We start from the raw sequence: 19,542 nt of genomic DNA, 5'->3' as shown, positions 1-19,542 counted from the left end.
ATCTACCGCGGTAGACAACGGTATCAAGCAGGGGGCGGCTTGCCTATGCCTGCTTGCCACGTGCTCGTCTGCCGCGAATCGGGCAGGATTGCTATGATACGTGCGGTCCGCGGCGGACAGCGGCCCGAATGCCCCACGTGTTGCCCATTGCCCATGCTCCCCGAACAGCTAGCGGATTGGCCCGATTCGGTCGATCGTGCCGCGGTGCTGCTCTTTCTGGCTTTGGCCTTCGGGCTGCCGTTGGCCGGGTATGCGTTTTTTGCACTCGATGTCCGGTCCTACCTGCGTTCGTTGCGTCGGCAATTGATTCGGTTGTCTGGGGCGGCTCCGCTCCCCGATTGGGCGGCCCCCAAGGTTCCCCGCTGTTTCGAGGCGTTCGGACTGAGCCCCCCCTGCACCGAGGAAGAACTGAAGGCGGCCTACCGCGAGCGTGTCAAGCAGATGCATCCCGATCTGGGGGGTGACCGGACACGTTTTCTCAAGCTGCAAAAGCACTTCGAGGAATCGCTGGCGATTCTGCACGAAACAAATCCGCCCCGCGAACGCTCGGAGAAGAAGCCCACCACAAAGTCGCCGGCAGATCCGTCGCGAAGTTGATCGCAACGGTCCTGCCCTGTCCCGCTGCCCTTGCACGAAAGACAGTACTTTGAGCAAGTTGAAACCGTTCTACAAAGACGTTCAAGCGCACTACGATCTCTCGGACGATTTCTATCGATTGTTTCTCGACCCGACGCTGACCTATAGCTGCGCCTACTTCGAGCGGGACGACATGACGCTCGAAGAGGCCCAACTCGCCAAGGTCGATCTTTCGCTCGGCAAGTGCGAATTGCGGCCGGGCATGCGATTGCTCGACGTCGGGTGCGGGTGGGGCACGACGGCGATCCGCGCCGCCGAGAAATACGGCGCGCGGGTCGTGGGGCTCACGCTCAGCAAGAATCAGCACGCCACGGCGAGCGAGCGCGTCGCGGATCGCGACGACATCGAATTCCGCCTGCGGGGCTGGGAAGAATTCAACGAACCGGTCGACCGCATCGTCAGCATCGGCGCGCTCGAGCACTTTCGCGTGGAACGTTTTGCCTCGTTCTTCGCGCGCTGCCGCGAGGTGCTGCCGGCCGACGGCAAGATGATGATCCATTCGATCGTCCACGGCGATCCGTCGACGATCGAGCCCGGCCATCCCGAGTGGGACGAAGACTTTCTCTTCTACACCCGCTTCATGCGGCGCGAGATCTTTCCGAACGGCCAGGTGCCGGCCCGCGGCATGGTACAAATGCACGCCGAGGCCGCCGGTTTCAAACTGACGAAGACCCAGTCGCTGCGCTTGCACTACGCACGGACGCTGCAATGCTGGTCGGATAATCTCGCCCGCGAGAAGGACCGCGCGATCGCGCTGACCTCGCAGGAGATTTACGACAAGTATCAGTTCTATCTCACGCGCTCGTCGCACTACTTCCGCACCGGTCATATCGACGTGGTGCAGTTCAGCTTCGCGGTGAAGTAGTCGTCGCCTCGAACTATCCGCTGGTGGCATTCGCCGCCGGCCTGGCGGATGGCGCCTGGACGAAGGGTCTACCCGCACGATAGAGCGACAGGCGACTCAGAATCGCCTGGCGCAAGGCGGTTTCGCGACGTTGTTCGGCCAGACGTTGAGCCCGTTCGGCGGTGGAGATCGCCCTCGGATAATCGCCGTTGGCTGCCTGGGCCGCTGCCAGGATGTCCAGCACCGAGGCCTGCTCGTCGGACAGGCCTTGCAATGCCTGTTGCGCGTAGCCCAGGGCGCGCCCGGGATTTCGCAGCGTGGCATCACCATCGGTCGCCAAAAGCCAGGCGATCCCCTGCAAGGCATCGCTGCGCTGCGGGTTGAGCTCGAGGGCGCGTTCGTACCACTGCAAGGCTCCGCGCGAGTCCCCCGCCGCGTTCAAGGCGAGCGCATACTTGGTGGCTACTTCGGGGTTTGCCAGAAACGTTTGCGAGACAAGTTGTAATAGCGGCAGTGCTTCGGCAACTCGTCCTTGCGCCAGGTACAACTGGGCCAGATGGTAAGCGGGTTCGTGGTACTCGGGCGCCACCCGGAGCGACTCTTTCAATTTACGCTCGGCTTCGAGCAGATTGCCTTGCCTGGCGTAGGTGACCCCCAGGTGCGCCAGCGCCAGCGGCAAGTCGGGCGCTAGTCGCAATGCGTCCTGCATCGCAGCGATGGCCACCTCCGTCTCGCCGTGTCCCAGGGCCAGCTCGCCCAAATCGCGCATCATCAACGCTTCGGTCAGCGACGAGGGTTGATGAAACTCATCGCGTGGGAAGAGATCGAAATTGCTCGCCATCGCTTCCGCCGAAATCGATTGAGGCGCCGCCGGCGAAATGGTCTCCAGCGTGCGCAGCGAGTATTGCACGATCCGATCTCCCAGATACTCGGCGACCTCCGGTTGCGTAAGATGCTGGCGCCACTGCGGCATGTCGATCGGCAGCGGCTCGTTGCTGCCGATCAACTGCACCGTTCCGAGTGCCAGGACATGGGGAAACACGCGACAAAACGTGGCGTAGACCCGCGGCGTCGGGCTCCAGGTTACCATCAGGCCCCCCGGCTTCAGGCGTGCGGAGCACTCGCGGAAGAACTCTTCGGAAAAGAGGTTTCCGCCGTAGGCCGAATCGGGACGCGAGGCGTCGGCCTCGATGATGTCGTACCGCTCTTCGCCGGAACGGAGCGCGTTGCGACCGTCGGCCGGAATGACGCGAATGCGGCTGTCGGCCAGCAAGCGACGCAATTGCGGCAAGGCGACCGTCTCGTTGAGCTGTTCGAGCAAATCCTGCTCGGGCGCGCAGATCTCGAACACATCGACACGTTTCGTTTCCGGCCGGCACGCCACGGCCCAAGGGGTATCGCCCGAGCCCAGCCCGATGATCGCCACATCGGCCGGAGAAGGATGAATAACCGCGGGCAAGGTTCCCAGATTCGAGTGGAGCGCACCGTACGGCAAGACGGAATGCCCTTTGCCATTCACACTGACGCGCCAATCAGCGTACCCGCCGAGCTCCGGGGTGATGGCAGCCAACCCCGAGGCGTCTTCGCCGAACCAGGCCGGCTCATCGCGGAGCCCATGCAATCGCCGCCAGAGCCGGTCCTGATCGGGGAGCATGGCCAGCAGGATCACGAGTGCTACGCCGCCAAGCACAAATGGCAGGCGCACGCGCCCGAACAGTCCGACGATCGCGAATACCAGTGCCATGCCCACGAGCAGGCGTAGGGTGCCGGCCGAGCCCCACAACTCGATCGCGATCAGACCCACAAAGAGACTGCCCAGCACCCCCCCGACGATATTCGCCGCTTGCAGCAGCCCAACTTTGCGACCGGTGGTCTGCGGATCGTCGTGTACGGCACGCTGCACCAGCGTAAACGACAATCCCATCAGAGTGGTGGGAACGAACAGCAGAAAGACAGGCAGGACGACATAGAGCAGCACCGGCAAGTAATAACCCGCATGCCGCGCCGCTATGGTACGAGGCGTGTACGGTTCGTAGTTCCGCCAGTAATCGAACAAGGTCGAAAAGATTGGCGTCTCCGTCGGCAGCCACACGAGCGTCAATACCACGAGCGCCGTATAGCCGGCGATCAACATCTGCACGATCAGAAAAAGTTGCCGGGGGCGCTGCCAGCGCGACTCGAAGCGGGCCCCCACAAAGCTGCCCAGAGATAACCCCGTGAGAAAAATGAACAACACCGTGCCGAACGTGAAGGCGGTCGACTTGACCCCCACGTCGATGAGGCGGAACCAGACCATCTCGAGTCCCAAGGCACAAAAACCGCTCGTGGCGTACAGCAGGGCCCAGGTGGCGAGCGAGGCGGGGGGCTCGGCCATGGAGGCACGGGCTTGCCCCGCTTCGGCGGCAAAACCTTGGACGATTTTCTTGGAACTGCCGGCTGCTTGGATCGTCTGGCGCGCGAAGAGGTAGTAGACGACAAAAGCCCCTAGCCCCGCGGCGAGATTGAGCATCACCGCGGCATAGATGGCTCCGGCGATGCCCCACCGGGGGATGAGCACCCAGGGGGTGAGGAGCGCGCCGACGGCGGCCCCCAGGCCGTTCACCGCGTACAGATAGCCGATCGTCCGGCAGGCGTGCGCCGAGTCGAGCACCATCGCCCGCACCAGCATCGGCAGCGACATCCCCATCAGGCCCGTCGGCAGCAGCAAGGCCCCAAAGTGGCAAACCCCCGCCAGCCAAGGACGCTCGTACAGCCAGCCGAAACGCTCGTACAGCACGTCGTAGTACAGCCAGGGGCTCAGCAACGCGAAGCCACCGATCGAAAGCTCGATCAACGCGAAGCCCCACAACGCCCCGCTCGGACCGAAACGCTGGCTCAGGCGCCCACCCAACTCGCTTCCGATACCCAGCCCCGCCATGAACGCGGCCACGATCATCGCCACCGAGTAGATGCCCACCCCGCTGTGCAACGCCAGGATCCGCTGCCACGTGATCTGGTACACCAGCGCAGGAACGCCGCTCGTGAAGAAAATCAACGCCGCAAAAAGAAACAAAAGGCGCGCCGTCCCACCCCGCGAAGAATCCGCGACAAACTCGGCTTCCGAGATACGTGCTCGCCCGCGCTTGGACACCAGCTACTTCAACCAACGAGGAGACTGAACACTGAAACACCCGGACGGCGTTTCAAATAATCCAGGATAACCTCACGCGGTGGAGAAGCCAACTTTACGCAGGCGGTGCATCGCGATCCCGGCAGCGAGATCGTCGCCCGAGTACGGCGACTTGCGCGGGTCGACACTGCCGAGTTCAGCTAACCTGCCGCCGGCTTCTCTCGAGCGGGCTGCACGAAGGATTTTTCGGCACGGTAGAGTTCCAGTCGAGCCGGAATGTCCTCGACGAGCGTCTGTTCGCGCTGCTGCTTCGCGCGGTTCAGGGCTCGCTCGGCCAGGTCGGCCGCGGAAGCGAAATCGCCAGTGGCGGCATAGGCGGCCGCCAGCGTATCGAGGGCCAGTGCCTCGCGCTCTCGACTATCGCGCACGGCCTGCTGGGCCAGGGCGAGCGCTGCCTGGGGATCGCGTGCGTTCGGATCGGCATCGGTGGCCAACAGCCAGGCCAACTCTTGCGCCGTCTCCCAGCGGTTGGGATCGCGTTCGAGAGACGTGCGATACCACTCGATCGCGCCGCGTGCATCACCCATGCGAGACAGCGCCTGCGCAAGGTAAGCGGCCATTGCGGCGTTGGTCGATTGATGCTCCGCCGCGCGTCGCAAGAGCGGCACCGCCGCCTGCGCCGCGCCTCGCGTCAGTAGCAGCCGACCCAGGTAATACGCCGGCTCGGTATTGTCCGGCGCCAACCGCAGGGCTTCGTTCAACTCGACCTGCGCGGGTCCGTCGAATCCTGGCCGGAGATAGCAGAACGCCAATTGCGTGTGAGCCAGCGATAACTCGGGCGCAAGACGAATCGCCTCTTGCAACCACTGGATGGCCTCGGCGACCTGGCCACGTCGCAGATAAATCTCGCCGATCGCCTGCACCTGCAGCGCCCGATTCACGCGCGAGTCATGATGGAATTCGTCGCGGGGAAATAAATCGTGGTTGCTGGCCAGTTCGTCGGCAAGCACCGTGGCGGGCACCGCCGGCGCCAGATACTGGCAATCTTGTGCCACCTGCTCGGCAAGCTCCTGGCCCAGGTATTCCGCCACCCGGGCATCGTTCAGTCGCGCACGCAACGTAGGCATGTCGACCTCGAGTGGCGTATGGCTACCGATCAACAGATCGCTGCCCGTCCACAGATTCGTTCCCCCATCGAGCACATAGGGGAATACTCGACAGAAGGTAGCATACGTGCGCGGCGTGGGGCACCAAGTACACATCAGGCCGCCGGGCTTCAGACGTGCGGAGCACTCGCGGAAGAACTCTTCTGAATAGAGATTGCCACCATAGGCCGAATCGGGGCGTGAGGCGTCGGCCTCGATGACATCGTAAAGCTGGTCGCTGGCGCGGAGCGATATTCTTCCATCGGCATGGTGGAGATGCACTCGTTCGTCTTGAAGTAGTCGCTGCAACTGTGGCAACGACTCGTGGCGATCGAGTTGCTCGAGCACATTCCGCTCAGGCGCGCAGATCTCGAAGACATCCACGCGTTGCGTTTCCGGACGACAGGCCGCGGCCCAGGCCGTGTCGCCCGACCCCAGCCCGATAATCGCCACATCGATCGGCACCGGATGCACAATCGCCGACAACACCCCCAGCCCCGTGTGCAGGTGCCCATACGGCAACAGGCTATGCCCTTTTCCATTGACGCTGATGCGCCAGTAGTCGGGCTGGGTGTTGTCCTTCGCGATAGCTACGACCCCCGAGGCATCTTCGCCAAACCAGGCGGAGGTCTCGCGCAAACCGTGCAGTCGCCGCCAGAGTCGATCCTGGCCGGGCAGCACGAACATCATCGCCACCAGCAGGAGTCCGCCGATCACGAACGGACGACGCTGCTGCTCGAACAGCCCCAGGATGGTAAACGCCAAACCCAGACCGACGAGCAGGCGCAGCGTTCCTGCCGTGCCCAGCCACTCGATGGCCACCAGACCGATGACCAAACTGCCCAAGACACCGCCCGCGATGTTGGCCGCTTGCAGCAGCCCGACCTTGCGTCCCGCGGTCCGCGGCTCATCGTGGACGGCGCGTTGCAAGACGGCAAACGACAGCCCCATCAACACCGTGGGTACGAACAACAACGCGGCCGGAAAGACGAGATAGAGTGCCCACAGTCGCGGCTTCTCGAACTGCTGCGACGTCAGCGCGCGTGGCGTGAAGGGGTCGTATTGCTGCCAGTACTCGAAGTACGAGGAAACGATCGGCGTGCCTTCCGGCAACCACACGAGCAGCCCGATCGAAAGCGCCGCGTAGCAAGCGATCAGCATCTGCAGCAAGAGAAACAGCCGGCGCGGTTGTTGCCAACGTTGTTCCCAATGGGCCCCCACCGCACTGCCGAAGGCGAGTCCGGTCAGAAAGATCGCCAACACCGTGCCGAACGTGAAGGCGGTCGACTTAACCCCCACGTCGATCAGACGGAACCAGACGATCTCGAGCCCCAAGGCACAAAAACCGCTCGTGGCGTAGAGCAGGGCCCAGACACCTAAACGGCTCTTCGCCGGGGCAAGTCCTTCGGGGAGTGGAGCTGCCTCGACCGGGGAGACGGGGAGCGCCGACGTCGGTTCGACGACCGCTCTGCCGCGCGAGAAGAGAGCCAGCACAAGCGTGGCGCAGCCCGCGGCGAGATTGAGCATCACCGCGGCATAGATGGCTCCGGCGATGCCCCACCGGGGGATGAGCACCCAGGGGGTGAGGAGCGCGCCGACGGCGGCCCCCAGGCCGTTCACCGCGTACAGATAGCCGATCGTCCGGCAGGCGTGCGCCGAGTCGAGCACCATCGCCCGCACCAGCATCGGCAGCGACATCCCCATCAGGCCCGTCGGCAGCAGCAAGGCCCCAAAGTGGCAAACCCCCGCCAGCCAAGGACGCTCGTACAGCCAGCCGAAACGCTCGTACAGCACGTCGTAGTACAGCCAGGGGCTCAGCAACGCGAAGCCACCGATCGAAAGCTCGATCAACGCGAAGCCCCACAACGCCCCGCTCGGACCGAAACGCTGGCTCAGGCGCCCACCCAACTCGCTTCCGATACCCAGCCCCGCCATGAACGCGGCCACGATCATCGCCACCGAGTAGATGCCCACCCCGCTGTGCAACGCCAGGATCCGCTGCCACGTGATCTGGTACACCAGCGCAGGAACGCCGCTCGTGAAGAAAATCAACGCCGCAAAAAGAAACAAAAGGCGCGCCGTCCCACCCCGCGAAGAATCCGCGACAAACTCGGCTTCCGAGATACGTGCTCGCCCGCGCTTGGACACCAGCTACTTCAACCAACGAGGAGACTGAACACTGAAACACCCGGACGGCGTTTCAAATAATCCAGGATAACCTCGTCCGACGGGCAGGCAAAATCCTGGCTCCGGGATGGGAACCTGGATACCGCAAGACTATTCGGTCACTTCGCGCCGCATCGCCTCGTGCAACATGCGCAGGTGGCGTTCGACGTTCGGCAAAGCTTCTTCTGGGCAGCCCTCGTTGCAGATGGGTTCCACGACCGGAACCGCGTGGCGACGGGCATGCACGACGCGGCCACCCGACTTCAAACGCCGCGCATCGTGCCGCAGGGCCTGAGCCAGAGCCCGAACCTGATCGGCACGCTCGTACAGCTCGAGCGCTTCGAGTTGCGAGGCCGCGTCGTCCAAGGCCATGCTCGATTCGCGCAGCGCATCCACCGTATCGGCCGGCGACGATTCTGCCGGCGTAGTCATCTCACTGACGACGATCGGCTGGTCGCTGATATTCACGGTCGCGGAAGTTTCCCGCACCCCGGCAGTGCGTTCAGACTCGAGAGCGCGAATGTACTTGACAAGTGCCGCGCGAATATCGGCCGGCTCGGTCAGGGGAGAAGGCAATTCCTCGGGAGTCGGCGTGGCTGTCGGCTCGAACTCGGTGCCGGCGATGACGCTGTGCCCCAAGGTGTCCATGATCTCGAGCACCGCCCGCGCGGTCTCACTGGCAGGATCGCGCGGCGACGCCGTCGACTTGTTCCGCTCGAACGATAAGGGGCAGTTCCCGTCCTTACAGCGTTTGCATTCCTTGTGGGCCAGCTTCTTATGCTTCACGCATTCGCCGCCGGCTTTACACTCGCCGGCAGGACAGCCCGCACACTCGTCCGTCTTGCGAGCGCAGGATTTTTCGCAGCAAGAATCATTCTCGCAGCAGGGGTACACCGATTCGCCGTGCGCCACGGGCGCGACGAAGACGTCGTTGATCAGGATGCCGTGGTGCGGATTTCCGCTCGGTCGCGCGATCCGCTTGGGCCAGCCGTTGACCAAACTCTGATCGAGGCGTTGGAATCCGCCCGTGATGTCACTTTGGGCGACAGCCCCTTCGGTCAGTGGCCCCACCAACAGCAAGGTAGCAATGAGGGGGACGACAGTGATCTTCCTGATCATGGAGTATCCTCCGGGCAGATGAGCGGGTTCGCATGGCAGGGGCGAGGCAGTGCTTCCCCCTTGAGGGCAAGGTGAGGTCGTACGACCGATGGCGGTCGCTTCGCCTGGCCTGGGCTCGTTCCGTCGAGCGGGGCGGCATTATAGGGATGGGCCGTCGGACGATCCTAGGCCAGTCGCGCCACTCGGCGCGTCTCTGGCCGCCCCTGTTGCTGCCAACGCTGTCGTGCTAGTGCAGCATTCCGCTAGCAGGTGTGGTTGGCCGGCAGCCAGGTGCTAGCGTGCGGCGCGCACTTCAATTGACGGTGAAGCCGGAGATCGCCATAATCCCGCCCCATTTCTGCACCTAGCGCGATTCCGCGTAGCGGCCGAGTTCGAGATCCGCACCCTTTGGTCTGGCCGACCGTGTCGTCGCCAAGTCGGGCGAAGTGGACTAGCGCGCTCGCGCATGAACGACGAGAGCGACGCTCGAAACGCAAGACGACTCCTCCAGGTCAGGGCCGGTGAATGCGCACATGAAGCACGAGCGCCGAATCTGGTGTTCGCTCGCACGCCGCGCGGCGTGGATGCTCGCGTTTGCGCCTTGCTTCGCATTATGCGTTCCGGCTGCCGCGCACGCGGAAGAATCTGCCACGGCATCGCTCGCCGAGCGGTTCATCGCCAACGCGTCGGGACACGCGAGTCGTCCAGCGACCACGCCATCCGCGCAGCAAGCCGCGGTATCGAGCCCAGCCCCCCGCGCTCCGGCGCCCGCGGGTGGCTCGTTTTTCAACGGCACCTCGACTTACGACGGCGCGGGTTGCGCACACTGTGGCGGGGCCCATTCCGCCGACCTGCATGGGCCAACCTACGGACCAGCGGGGCCAGAAGAATACGAATCGCTCGTCGCGCCGGGCACGGGATTCATGGACCAGGGTGCGGCCGGTGGCACGTATCACTTTCTGCCGCGCGACTGGAACGAGCTGGTCAACGGCTCGGTGCGCCACAAGGGACTCGGCGTGCCGCTCCTGCGCGAAAGCTGGAACTACCGTCCCTGGCACGTCGACTGGTTTGTCGGCGTCATGTGGGGCGACGACATGGGGAAGTATCAGGCCGAGCGAGGGGGGGGCGCCATCGGCGGATTCCGTCTCGGCGAAGACTGGGGCAACTATCTCGGCTGGGAGACACGTCTCGCCTTCGCCAGTCTCGACATGAATAATTTCGGGAGCGACTACTGGCTCGACGACACCGAGGATTTTTATTGGGACACCAGCGTGGTGTATTACCCGTGGGGCGATTCACTCTGGCGTCCCTACTTCTCGATCGGGCTGGGACTCGCGAGATTCCAGTTCTACAAGAACGAAGGCGCCCGCGCCGACGAAACTTCATTCAGCCTTCCGCTGGGGATGGGGCTCAAGTATCGCTATTCGAGCTGGCTCGCGTTTCGACTCGACTTTACGGACAACGCCAGCTTCGCCGGCGGTCTCCCCTGGATGAACAGCTACTCGTTGACCGCCGGCATGGAATTCCACTTCGGCGGTCGGCGGCGCAGCTATCAGGCCTGGAACCCGGGCCGGCACCATTGGTGAGCGTTGCCGCTAAGGCAGCTACCTCTTGAGCTTGACGGGCAACTGATCGATCTTGGCGGCCAAAATAAAATCGTTCTCCGAGAGGCCGCCGATGGCGTGGGTCCAGATCTCGATCCAGACGTTGCGATACCCTTCGAGGTGCAGATCGGGGTGATGCTGCTCGGCCTCGGCCACTTCGGACACGGCCTGAAAGAACTCCATGCCGGCGACGAAGTTCTTCACGACCCAATCCTTGCGGATGCGCTGGCCCTCGTGCGTCAGGCGCCAACCGGCGAGCCTTTCGAGTTGTGACCTGGCCTGCGGCAGACTACACGCCTCGACGCCCCCTTCGCACGGCACGCACTTCTTCGTGGCGAGTTGTTCACTGGTCATGGCTTGCATGGCGTGGCTCCTTGATCAGAGATTCAGATTTGTCTGTTAGGCATACTACTCAGTTTTCCGGTTCTTTCTCTGGCTTGTGCTGCATTAGTGCGCGAGCTAGAAGATCGCGGCCTTTTTGCAAGTATCCGACGACGGTTTCATCGCGGCTCTCCGCCGATTCTTCTCGAAATTGAAAGTCGGCCACCTGCTTGGCAAGTCCCGGTCCCGGACGAAGCTGTTCAAAAAATTTGTCCCATTCCGCGCGCTGTTCGGCATTCAGCACGGTATACCACTCGACGTACTGAGCCAGTTGATCGTCGGCCAGAATCACCGCGCCGAAGAGTCGCGATTGCACTTCTTCGTTGGGCACGGCCCACTGCGCGTAGACCAGGGTCGGCACGCCTTTGTCACCTGCAATCCCCAGATCCCAATTCGCCGTCTTCTTTGTTTCATTCCAAGTCGCATTCGTAAGAAACGGACGCACGGGTGTGTGCAGCGTCAGGTTCAGGTGGTCGCTGCGCCCGAACAACTCAAAGCCGACCAACTCGGAAACCAGGTTCATCAGTGGCTCTTGTGGGTCAGGAGCGGAAAGTTCCGGATCCGATTGCTTCGCGATTTCCCAGGCGTCCAATTGCGCGCGGAAACTGGGAGTCGTTTGCATATAGCGCGCCCAGGATTCTTTCGTCCGCTTGCCGCCGCGAAGAAAGTCGAGCCGCGGATCCTCCGCGTGAGAGTCGAGCAACCCAGACTTGCACAACACGGCACGCCCGGCCAACTCTTCGAAGCCCAGGTTCATGCTGCGTTGCATGGCGGGCAACTCATCGGGCGTCAGATAGCCTCGCTCGATGAAATACTGCACAGCGCCTACAAAGAAGGTCTCAACGCCATTCGTTTCTTCCTTGGAAGACCAATGGCCAGGGACCGACATCGACGCCCAGGTGTAGGTACCAAAATTCTTCAGGTCGTGCCGAAGATCGACATCGACGATCTTGATGGCACTGGCAAACTCGGGCTCATTCCCCAGTTCGGCGGTAAACCATCCCTTGAGCAAGTCGGCAAGCTGGTCGGCCGAAGCCGCACGCTCCTCGAGTTGCACGACCAGGTCGTCTCGCCCACGAAAGCGTTCCGTGTACCAGAAGGAATCGCCCAGCGGCGATTGGAAACGCCGAAACCAGCCAGCGCCGCCGATGTCCTGTGGAGTCGTACCGCCGAAGGCGCCTTCGAAGACGTATTTGCGCTGCAACGGCTGGGCGATTTCGGACTGATAGATCTCGGTGATCGCCTTGAGTTCGTCGGCAGGAAAGTCTTCTCGCGCCGAGTCTTTGTCCCCGGCCGTGGTCTTCCAGCAGGTGAGGCGGCGGACCATCTGGTCGCCGTCCGGGCATAGTTCAAGCTCGTAGTGGAAATAGCTGCAACCGGAAACGACCAACAAGAGTGTGGCGACCGGCCACGGTAACCAGGAACGCATGGCTCCCCCCTTGCTCAAAAGAGAACGTCCCGGCGGTTTGTCGCCCCAAGTGTTAGATTAGCGGACTTCATACCCCTTGGCGAATTCTCGACCTGCGAAGGAGTAACATGCCTGACGAATCGAAGTTGCACGAGCGGGTTACGAAACTCGAGATGGTCTTCATGCACCTCGAAGAGACGGTCCATGCGCTCGATGAAGTCGTGCGTGCTCAGCAAAAAGCACTCGATGCGATCGATGCACGCTTGGCGCGTCTTGCTTGCTGGAGGGATGCGGACAACAACTCGCCACATTCTCCAGGGGAGGAGAGCTTCGAGGGGGGGTAATCACCCCAGTTTCTGCCATGCTGCACATCGGTCGCGCTGGATCGCGGGAAACCTACCCGGGCGCACGATCGTACTGCGGCGATCTGCGACCATGCTCGGCGGTGTCGTTAGCAGGCAGTCGTGGCGCGGCCGCCGATCAGGTGCGGCATCCACAGCGCCTTCTCGACCAGGTCGATCAGCACTTCGGGATCGAACGGCTTGCGCACGTAATATGTTCCTCCCACGGCGTGCGCCCGGCGAATCACGTCGGGAATCGGCGCGCCCGAGAGAAAGATCACCGGCACGTCGTGCAGCATGGCGTGCTCTTTGAGCTCTTCGCACAATTCGAGGCCGTTCTGCTCGCCGAGATTGATGTCGGAGAGGATCAAATCGGGCACCGTGCGCAGGGCCGTGGACAGGGCCGCATCGGCCGAATCGCACCCGCAGAAGCCGTAGCCGGCCGGCCGGAGCGTCCGCTCCAATTCATCGAGGATCGAGTGCTCGTCGTCGATGGCGAGAATCATCGCGCGAATGTCAGAGATACCATCCATCGTGCGCTCCTTGGTCGGCAGGCGTGGCCATTCGGCAACAGGGGCCGAAGTTCCTCACTGCAAACCTAGGTTGCACCATGAATTGCGGCGTGCGATCCGGGCACCGATCACTCCCGCCCCCCGCCCGAGGCTGCAACGCATCGTTACAACCGTCAAAACCAGAAGCACACAACACGACGGCCCCCTGACCCCTGACCACTGACCACTACCTTACCGCCAGGCGAAATCGCCCGCGTTCAGGCTCGGCAGCATTGTCGCGCCCATCAGATAGCGATCGACGGCGCGTGCCGCCTCGCGACCTTCATGAATGGCCCAGACTACGAGCGACTGCCCACGTCGGGCATCGCCGGCGGCGAAGACCCCTTCGACGCTCGACATGTAATTTTCGTCGCACTTGATGTTACCGCGGGGATCGAGCTCGAGCCCCAGCTCGTCGACCGCACCACGTTTCTCGGGGCCAAGGAAGCCCATCGCCAACAGCACCAACTGGCAGGGCCATTCCTGTCGCGTCTCGGGCAACTCGCGAAACTGATGCCGGCCTTGTTCGTCCGTGTACCACTCGATGGTCACCGTCACCAGGCTGCGAACGTGGCCCTGGTCGTCGGAGAGGAATTCCTTGGTGAGAATGCTCCAGTGGCGATCGCACCCTTCTTCGTGCGACGAGCTCGTGCGGAGCATCATCGTCCAATAGGGCCAAGGCGATTGCGCGGGGCGCTGCACGGCGCGGGGATACTTGCCCAGATCGGGAGGTTGCGGCAGCAACTCGAACTGCGTGACGCTCTTCGCTCCCTGGCGATTCGACGTGCCGGTGCAGTCGCTGCCAGTGTCGCCGCCGCCGATGATGATCACATCCTTGCCCGTGGCCGAAAGGGCCACGTCGCTCGGAATCTCATCCCCCTGGTTGCGCTTGTTCTGCTGCGGCAGGAAATCCATCGCAAAATGGACTCCCTGGAACTCGCGACCCGGGATCGGCAGATCGCGCGGATGGGTCGAACCGGCGCAGATCACGATGGCGTCGAAGTCCTCGCGCAATTGGGCGGCCGAGATGTCGACGCCGATATTCGTATTGCAGCGGAACTCGATCCCCTCGGCCTTCATCTGCTCGACGCGGCGCCAGACGCGGCTCTTTTCGAGCTTGAAGTCGGGAATGCCATACATGAGCAGACCGCCGGGGCGATCGGCGCGCTCGAAGACCGTCACGCGGTGCCCGGCCCGATTGAGCTGTTGCGCGGCGGCGAGCCCCGCCGGACCGCTGCCGATGACCGCCACGTGCTTGCCGGTGCGCTTGGCCGGGGGCTCGGCGGCGATCCAACCCTCGTCGAAGCCGCGATCGGCGATCGTCATTTCGATCTGCTTGATCGTGACCGGATCTTCATTGATGCCCAGCACGCAGGCCGTTTCGCACGGCGCGGGACAGACGCGCCCCGTAAACTCGGGAAAGTTGTTCGTCGCGTGCAGACGATCGAGCGCCTCGCGCCACTGGCCGCGATACACGAGATCGTTCCAGTCGGGAATGATGTTCCCCAGCGGGCAGCCCGTGTGGCAAAACGGCACGCCACAGTCCATGCAGCGTGCCCCCTGCGTGGTCACCTCTTCGGGCGAGAGCACCTTGAGGAACTCGTTGTAGTGCCGCACGCGATCTTCGGCCGGTTCGTTGCCGTAGATCTTGCGGCCGTACTTGATGAATCCACGTACATCACCCATGAGTAACCTCTTCGAGCATACCTGCGCTGGCGGTGGTGGTTTTCTGCTCCTTGGCGAGCTCGGCCAAGGCACGCTTGTAATCGATCGGCATCACCTTGACGAACTTGCCACGAAGCTCGTCCCAGTTGTCGAGCACATATTGCCCGCGGGTGCTGCCGGTGTATTCGACGTGCCGCTTGACGAGCTGCAGCACGCACTGCTGGTCGTCGAGATCCGTAAGATCCTCGAGCTCGACCATTTCCATGTTCACATGGTTGGGGAAGCTGCCATCCTCGTCGAGCACGTAGGCGATGCCCCCGCTCATGCCGGCGGCGAAGTTGCGCCCGGTTTGGCCGAGAATCACGGCGCGGCCGCCGGTCATGTATTCGCAACCGTGGTCCCCTACTCCTTCGACGACGGCCGAGGCGCCGCTGTTGCGCACGCAGAAGCGCTCGCCGGCGATGCCGCGGAGATACAACTCGCCCGAGGTGGCGCCGTACAGGCAGACGTTGCCGGCGATGACGTTGTCTTCCGGCACGAAGCTACTCTCGCGCGGCGGGTAGACGATCATCTTGCCCCCGGAGAGCCCCTTGCCGCAGTAGTCGTTCACATCTCCCTCGACGCGGAAGGTCACGCCCGGCACGCCAAAAGCGAGTATGCTCTGTCCGGCCGTGCCGCGGAAGTTGAGCTGGATCGTGTCCTCGGGCAAGCCGCGCTTGCCGTAGCGGCGCGTCACCTCGCTCGAGAGGATCGTGCCCACCGTGCGGTTGATATTGCGGATGCGCACGTCCGCCTTGACCTTTTCGCCACGTTCGAGCGCGGGCCGGCAGAGCTCGAGCAGCGTGGTCACGTCGAGCGAGCTGTCGAGGCCATGATCCTGCGACTGGCTGCAATACGTGCCGACGTGTGCCGGCGCCTGCGGCTTGTGCAGAATCGTCGAGAAGTCGAGTCCCTTGGCCTTCCAATGGGCGATCGCCTGGGCGGTGTCGAGCATGTCGACCCGGCCGACCATCTCGTTGATCGTGCGGAAGCCGAGCGAGGCCATGATCTCGCGCAGCCCCTCGGCCAGTAGGAAAAAGTAGTTCACCACGTGCTCCGGCTCGCCGGAGAACTTCTTGCGCAACGCCTGATCCTGCGTCGCGATGCCGACAGGGCAGGTGTTGAGATGACACTTCCGCATCATGATGCAGCCGATGACCACGAGCGACGCCGTGGCGATGCCCCACTCTTCGGCGCCGAGCATCGTGGCAATCGCCACGTCGCGCGGGGTGCGCAACTGGCCGTCGGTCTGGACGATGATGCGGCTACGCAGGTCGTTCATCACCAGCACCTGGTGGGTCTCGGCCAGGCCGAGCTCCCAGGGAATGCCGGCGTGCTTGATCGAGGTCTGCGGGCTGGCGCCGGTGCCACCGTCATAACCACTGATGAGAACGACGTCCGACTTCCCCTTCGAGACGCCCGCCGCCACGGTGCCGACCCCCACCTCCGCCACGAGCTTCACGCTGATGCGGGCAGCGCGGTTCGAGTTCTTCAGATCGTGGATCAACTGGGCGAGATCCTCGATCGAGTAGATATCGTGGTGCGGCGGGGGAGAAATGAGCCCCACGCCCGGCGTGCTGTGACGAATGCGGCCGATTTCCTGGTCGACTTTATGGCCGGGTAGCTGGCCCCCTTCGCCCGGCTTGGCGCCTTGCGCCATCTTGATCTGCAATTCCTTGGCGCTGACGAGATACTCGCTCGTCACGCCGAAACGGCCGCTGGCCACCTGCTTGATGGCGCTCGACCGGCTGTCGCCATTCGGATCGGGCGTATAGCGGGCCGGATCCTCGCCTCCTTCGCCCGTGTTGCTCTTGGCGCCCAGGCGATTCATGGCAATGGCCAGCGTCTCGTGCGCTTCGCGCGAGATCGAACCATACGACATGGCGCCCGTCGCAAAGCGCTTGACGATCTCGGTCGCCGGCTCGACCTCTTCGAGCGGCACCGGCTTGGCGGCCTGCTTCAAGTCGATCAATCCACGGAGCGTCAGCAGGCGTTTCTCCTGCTTGTCGATCAGCTCGCAGAACTTCTTGAACTCGCCCTTGCTGTTGATCCGCGTGCTGTGCTGCAGCCGCGCGATGACATCGGGATTGAAGAGGTGCGCCTCACCCTTGCGACGCCACTGGTATTGGCCGCCTACGTCGAGTTGCAACACCTCGGGCACTTCGGCCGTCGGATAGGCATGCTCGTGTCGGCGAATTGACTCTTCGGCAATGTCTTCGATGCCGATCCCCTGGATGCGGCTGGCCGTCCACGAGAAATACTCGTCGATGAACGGGCGATTCAAGCCGATCGCCTCGAAGATCTGCGCGCCGCGGTAGCTTTGCTGCGTGGAGATGCCCATCTTCGACATCACCTTCAACACGCCCTTGGCCACCGCCTTGATGAACTTCTTCTCGAGCACCTCGGGCTGGTAGTCGACCGGAAGGTACCCGTCGACCTGCATCTGGTGAATCGTGGCGAAGGCCAGGTACGGGTTGACGGCGCCGGCGCCATAGCCCGTGAGCAGGGCGAAGTGTTGTACCTCGCGGGCTTCGCCCGTCTCGACCACCAGGCCGCAGCGCGTGCGGGTTTCTTCGCGGATCAGGTGGTGATGGATGCCGCTCGTGGCGAGCAGAGCCGGAATCGGCACCCAATCGGCGTTCACGCCCCGATCGGACAGGATGAGAATGGTAGCCCCCTTGGCGATCGCCTGCGAGGCCTCGCGACGTAATTCTTCCAGGCGCTTGGCCAGGCCCGCCACTCCTTCGCTGCGGCGGAAGAGGATCGACAGCGTATGGCTGCGCAGCCGGCCACTGTTGAGCGACTTGATCTTTTCCAACTCGTGATTCGTGAGAAACGGCTGTTCCAGGCGCAACAGCCCGCATTGCTCGGGCGTTTCGTCGATCAGGTTCCCTTCCGAACCGATCGTGGTGATCATCGAGGTGATGATCTCCTCGCGGATCGCGTCGAGCGGCGGATTCGTCACCTGGGCGAAGAGCTGCTTGAAGTAGTTGTAAAGCAACTGCGGACGATCGGAGAGTACCGCCAGCGGCGCGTCGTTCCCCATCGAGCCGATCGGCTCGAGACCGTCGGTCGCCATGGGAGCCAGGATGATGCGCAGATCTTCGAGCGTGTAGCCGAAGGTGCGTTGCAACTTGAGCAGCGGTTCGTGCATCTCGCCATTGGTGGACGTGGGCTCGGGGATCGTATCGAGCGTGCGCTGGTTCTGACGCAGCCAGTCCCGATAGGGATGCTTCGACGCGAGCTCGTGCTTGATCTCGTCGTCGGCAATGATCCGCTTCTGCGCGGTATCGACCAGGAACATGCGTCCCGGTCGCAGGCGTCCCTTGAACTCGACCTCTTCGGGCGGAATGTCGAGCACGCCCGCCTCGGAAGCCATGATGACCATACCTTGCTTGGTGACCCAGTAGCGGCTGGGGCGCAGGCCGTTGCGGTCGAGCAGGGCCCCCATCAGGGTGCCGTCGGTAAACGCCATCGAGGCGGGACCGTCCCACGGTTCCATGAGACAGGCCTGGTACTCGTAGTAGGCCTTCTTTTCGTCCGACATACTCTCGTGGCCTGCCCAGGGCTCGGGAATGAGCATCGACATTGCCTCGGGCAACGAGCGGCCGGTCATCACCAGCAGCTCGAGCGCGTTGTCGAAGATGGCCGAATCGCTGGCGTTCGGCGTACAGATCGGCAAGATCTTGCGCAGGTCGTCGCCATATTCCTGGCTGGCCAGCATGCTCTGCCGGGCATGCATCCAGTTCACGTTGCCGCGCAACGTGTTGATCTCGCCGTTGTGCGCCATGTAGCGGAACGGCTGGGCCAAGTCCCACGTCGGAAAGGTGTTCGTGCTGTAGCGTTGATGCACGAGCGCCAGGGCCGAGACGAAGCGTTCGTCCGCCAGGTCGGCATAAAAACCCTCGACCTGCTCGGCCAGCATGAGCCCCTTGTAAATCACGACGCGCGACGACAGGCTCGGCAGATAGAAGTACTTCACCTGTTCGAGCTGGCTCTCGCGAATTTCGTTCTCGATGCGCTTGCGAATGACATAGAGCTTCCACTCCAGACGCTCGCGCGGAGTCTCGCTGCCGCGAGCGATGAAGATCTGTCGAATGACGGGCTCGACGTCGCGGGCCGTCTGCCCGATCAGGCGGTTGTCGATCGGCACGTCGCGCCAACCCAGCACGCGTTGCCCTTCTTCGACGACGATCTCTTCCAGCCGGTTGGAGCAGAAGTCGCGCTCGCGGTCCTCGCTGGGCAGAAACACGATGCCGATGCCGTAGTCGCCGGCGGCGGGCAGCCTGGCCCCCACTTCTCCCGCCTTGGCGGCGAAGAAGTCGTGCGGAATCTGCGTGAGAATGCCCGCCCCGTCACCTGTCAACGGATCGCAACCGCACGCGCCGCGGTGCGTCAGGTTCACGAGAATCTCGAGACCGCGCCGCACGATCTGATGCGTGCGCTCGCCGTGGATGTTCACCACGAAGCCGACACCGCACGCATCGTGCTCGTTCGCCGGATCGTAAAGACCCTGGGCCTGGGGAAGTCCTTGGTTCCGTTGCAATTCTGACAT

Annotated in this window: 12 protein-coding genes; 4 read left to right on the top strand and 8 right to left on the bottom strand. The window is 63.0% G+C overall.

Annotated elements, in window-relative coordinates:
- Window positions 1–93 precede the first annotated feature (93 nt).
- Both KF708_17660 and KF708_17655 read left to right on the top strand, forming a co-directional pair.
- Entirely contained in the window at window positions 94–597 is a 504-nt protein-coding gene (locus tag KF708_17660) for a J domain-containing protein (GenBank protein MBX3414518.1), read from the top strand.
- 49 nt (window positions 598–646) lie between these two features.
- Entirely contained in the window at window positions 647–1,501 is an 855-nt protein-coding gene (locus KF708_17655) for a class I SAM-dependent methyltransferase (GenBank protein ID MBX3414517.1), read from the top strand.
- A gap of 13 nt (window positions 1,502–1,514) precedes the next feature.
- On the opposite strand, the gene KF708_17650 is transcribed toward KF708_17655, so the two are convergent.
- From KF708_17650 to KF708_17640, 3 genes are all read right to left on the bottom strand, one after another.
- Window positions 1,515–4,532 (bottom strand): fused MFS/spermidine synthase, encoded by a 3,018-nt coding sequence (locus tag KF708_17650; GenBank protein ID MBX3414516.1) that lies wholly within the window; start codon window positions 4,530–4,532, stop codon window positions 1,515–1,517.
- Window positions 4,533–4,789: 257 nt separating this feature from the next.
- Entirely contained in the window at window positions 4,790–7,804 is a 3,015-nt protein-coding gene (locus tag KF708_17645; GenBank protein MBX3414515.1) for a fused MFS/spermidine synthase, read from the bottom strand.
- Between the two features lie 207 nt (window positions 7,805–8,011).
- The gene (locus KF708_17640) at window positions 8,012–9,019 is read right to left on the bottom strand and encodes a hypothetical protein (GenBank protein ID MBX3414514.1); all 1,008 of its coding nucleotides are present in this window, start codon (window positions 9,017–9,019) and stop codon (window positions 8,012–8,014) included.
- 512 nt (window positions 9,020–9,531) lie between these two features.
- Between KF708_17640 and KF708_17635 the strand changes: the two genes are divergently transcribed.
- The gene (locus tag KF708_17635) at window positions 9,532–10,584 is read left to right on the top strand and encodes a hypothetical protein (protein MBX3414513.1); all 1,053 of its coding nucleotides are present in this window, start codon (window positions 9,532–9,534) and stop codon (window positions 10,582–10,584) included.
- Window positions 10,585–10,602: 18 nt separating this feature from the next.
- Here the strand turns inward: KF708_17635 and KF708_17630 are convergent, their stop codons facing one another.
- Window positions 10,603–10,965 (bottom strand): 4a-hydroxytetrahydrobiopterin dehydratase, encoded by a 363-nt coding sequence (locus tag KF708_17630; protein MBX3414512.1) that lies wholly within the window; start codon window positions 10,963–10,965, stop codon window positions 10,603–10,605.
- 49 nt (window positions 10,966–11,014) lie between these two features.
- Window positions 11,015–12,412 carry a hypothetical protein gene (locus KF708_17625; GenBank protein MBX3414511.1) on the bottom strand — a complete coding sequence of 466 codons (1,398 nt, stop codon included), beginning with the start codon at window positions 12,410–12,412 and terminating at the stop codon, window positions 11,015–11,017.
- 107 nt (window positions 12,413–12,519) lie between these two features.
- Between KF708_17625 and KF708_17620 the strand changes: the two genes are divergently transcribed.
- Window positions 12,520–12,735, top strand: a complete 216-nt coding sequence (locus tag KF708_17620; protein ID MBX3414510.1) for a SlyX family protein — start codon at window positions 12,520–12,522, stop codon at window positions 12,733–12,735.
- 107 nt (window positions 12,736–12,842) lie between these two features.
- On the opposite strand, the gene KF708_17615 is transcribed toward KF708_17620, so the two are convergent.
- The 3 genes from KF708_17615 to gltB form a co-directional block, all read right to left on the bottom strand.
- Window positions 12,843–13,265: a response regulator gene (locus KF708_17615; GenBank protein MBX3414509.1), complete on the bottom strand. Its 423-nt coding sequence runs from the start codon at window positions 13,263–13,265 to the stop codon at window positions 12,843–12,845.
- Between the two features lie 210 nt (window positions 13,266–13,475).
- Entirely contained in the window at window positions 13,476–14,969 is a 1,494-nt protein-coding gene (locus KF708_17610) for a glutamate synthase subunit beta (GenBank protein MBX3414508.1), read from the bottom strand.
- Complete coding sequence (gltB, locus tag KF708_17605; protein MBX3414507.1) at window positions 14,962–19,542, bottom strand: glutamate synthase large subunit; 4,581 nt, start codon at window positions 19,540–19,542, stop codon at window positions 14,962–14,964. The genes KF708_17610 and gltB overlap by 8 nt, the downstream gene beginning before the upstream one ends.

This window comes from Pirellulales bacterium, assembly GCA_019636335.1.
Taxonomy (GTDB): Bacteria; Planctomycetota; Planctomycetia; order Pirellulales; family JAEUIK01; genus JAHBXR01.
This window is presented reverse-complemented; position numbering and strand designations above follow the sequence as displayed.

Bases quoted from the DNA above. Each gene is read 5' to 3' on its own strand.
- KF708_17660 (MBX3414518.1), top strand. From the start codon at position 94: ATGATACGTGCGGTCCGCGGCGGACAGCGGCCCGAATGCCCCACGTGT.
- KF708_17640 (MBX3414514.1), bottom strand. From the start codon at position 9,019: ATGATCAGGAAGATCACTGTCGTCCCCCTCATTGCTACCTTGCTGTTG.
- KF708_17635 (MBX3414513.1), top strand. From the start codon at position 9,532: ATGAAGCACGAGCGCCGAATCTGGTGTTCGCTCGCACGCCGCGCGGCG.
- KF708_17630 (MBX3414512.1), bottom strand. From the start codon at position 10,965: ATGCAAGCCATGACCAGTGAACAACTCGCCACGAAGAAGTGCGTGCCG.
- KF708_17625 (MBX3414511.1), bottom strand. From the start codon at position 12,412: ATGCGTTCCTGGTTACCGTGGCCGGTCGCCACACTCTTGTTGGTCGTT.
- KF708_17620 (MBX3414510.1), top strand. From the start codon at position 12,520: ATGCCTGACGAATCGAAGTTGCACGAGCGGGTTACGAAACTCGAGATG.
- KF708_17615 (MBX3414509.1), bottom strand. From the start codon at position 13,265: ATGGATGGTATCTCTGACATTCGCGCGATGATTCTCGCCATCGACGAC.
- KF708_17610 (MBX3414508.1), bottom strand. From the start codon at position 14,969: ATGGGTGATGTACGTGGATTCATCAAGTACGGCCGCAAGATCTACGGC.
- gltB (MBX3414507.1), bottom strand. From the start codon at position 19,542: ATGTCAGAATTGCAACGGAACCAAGGACTTCCCCAGGCCCAGGGTCTT.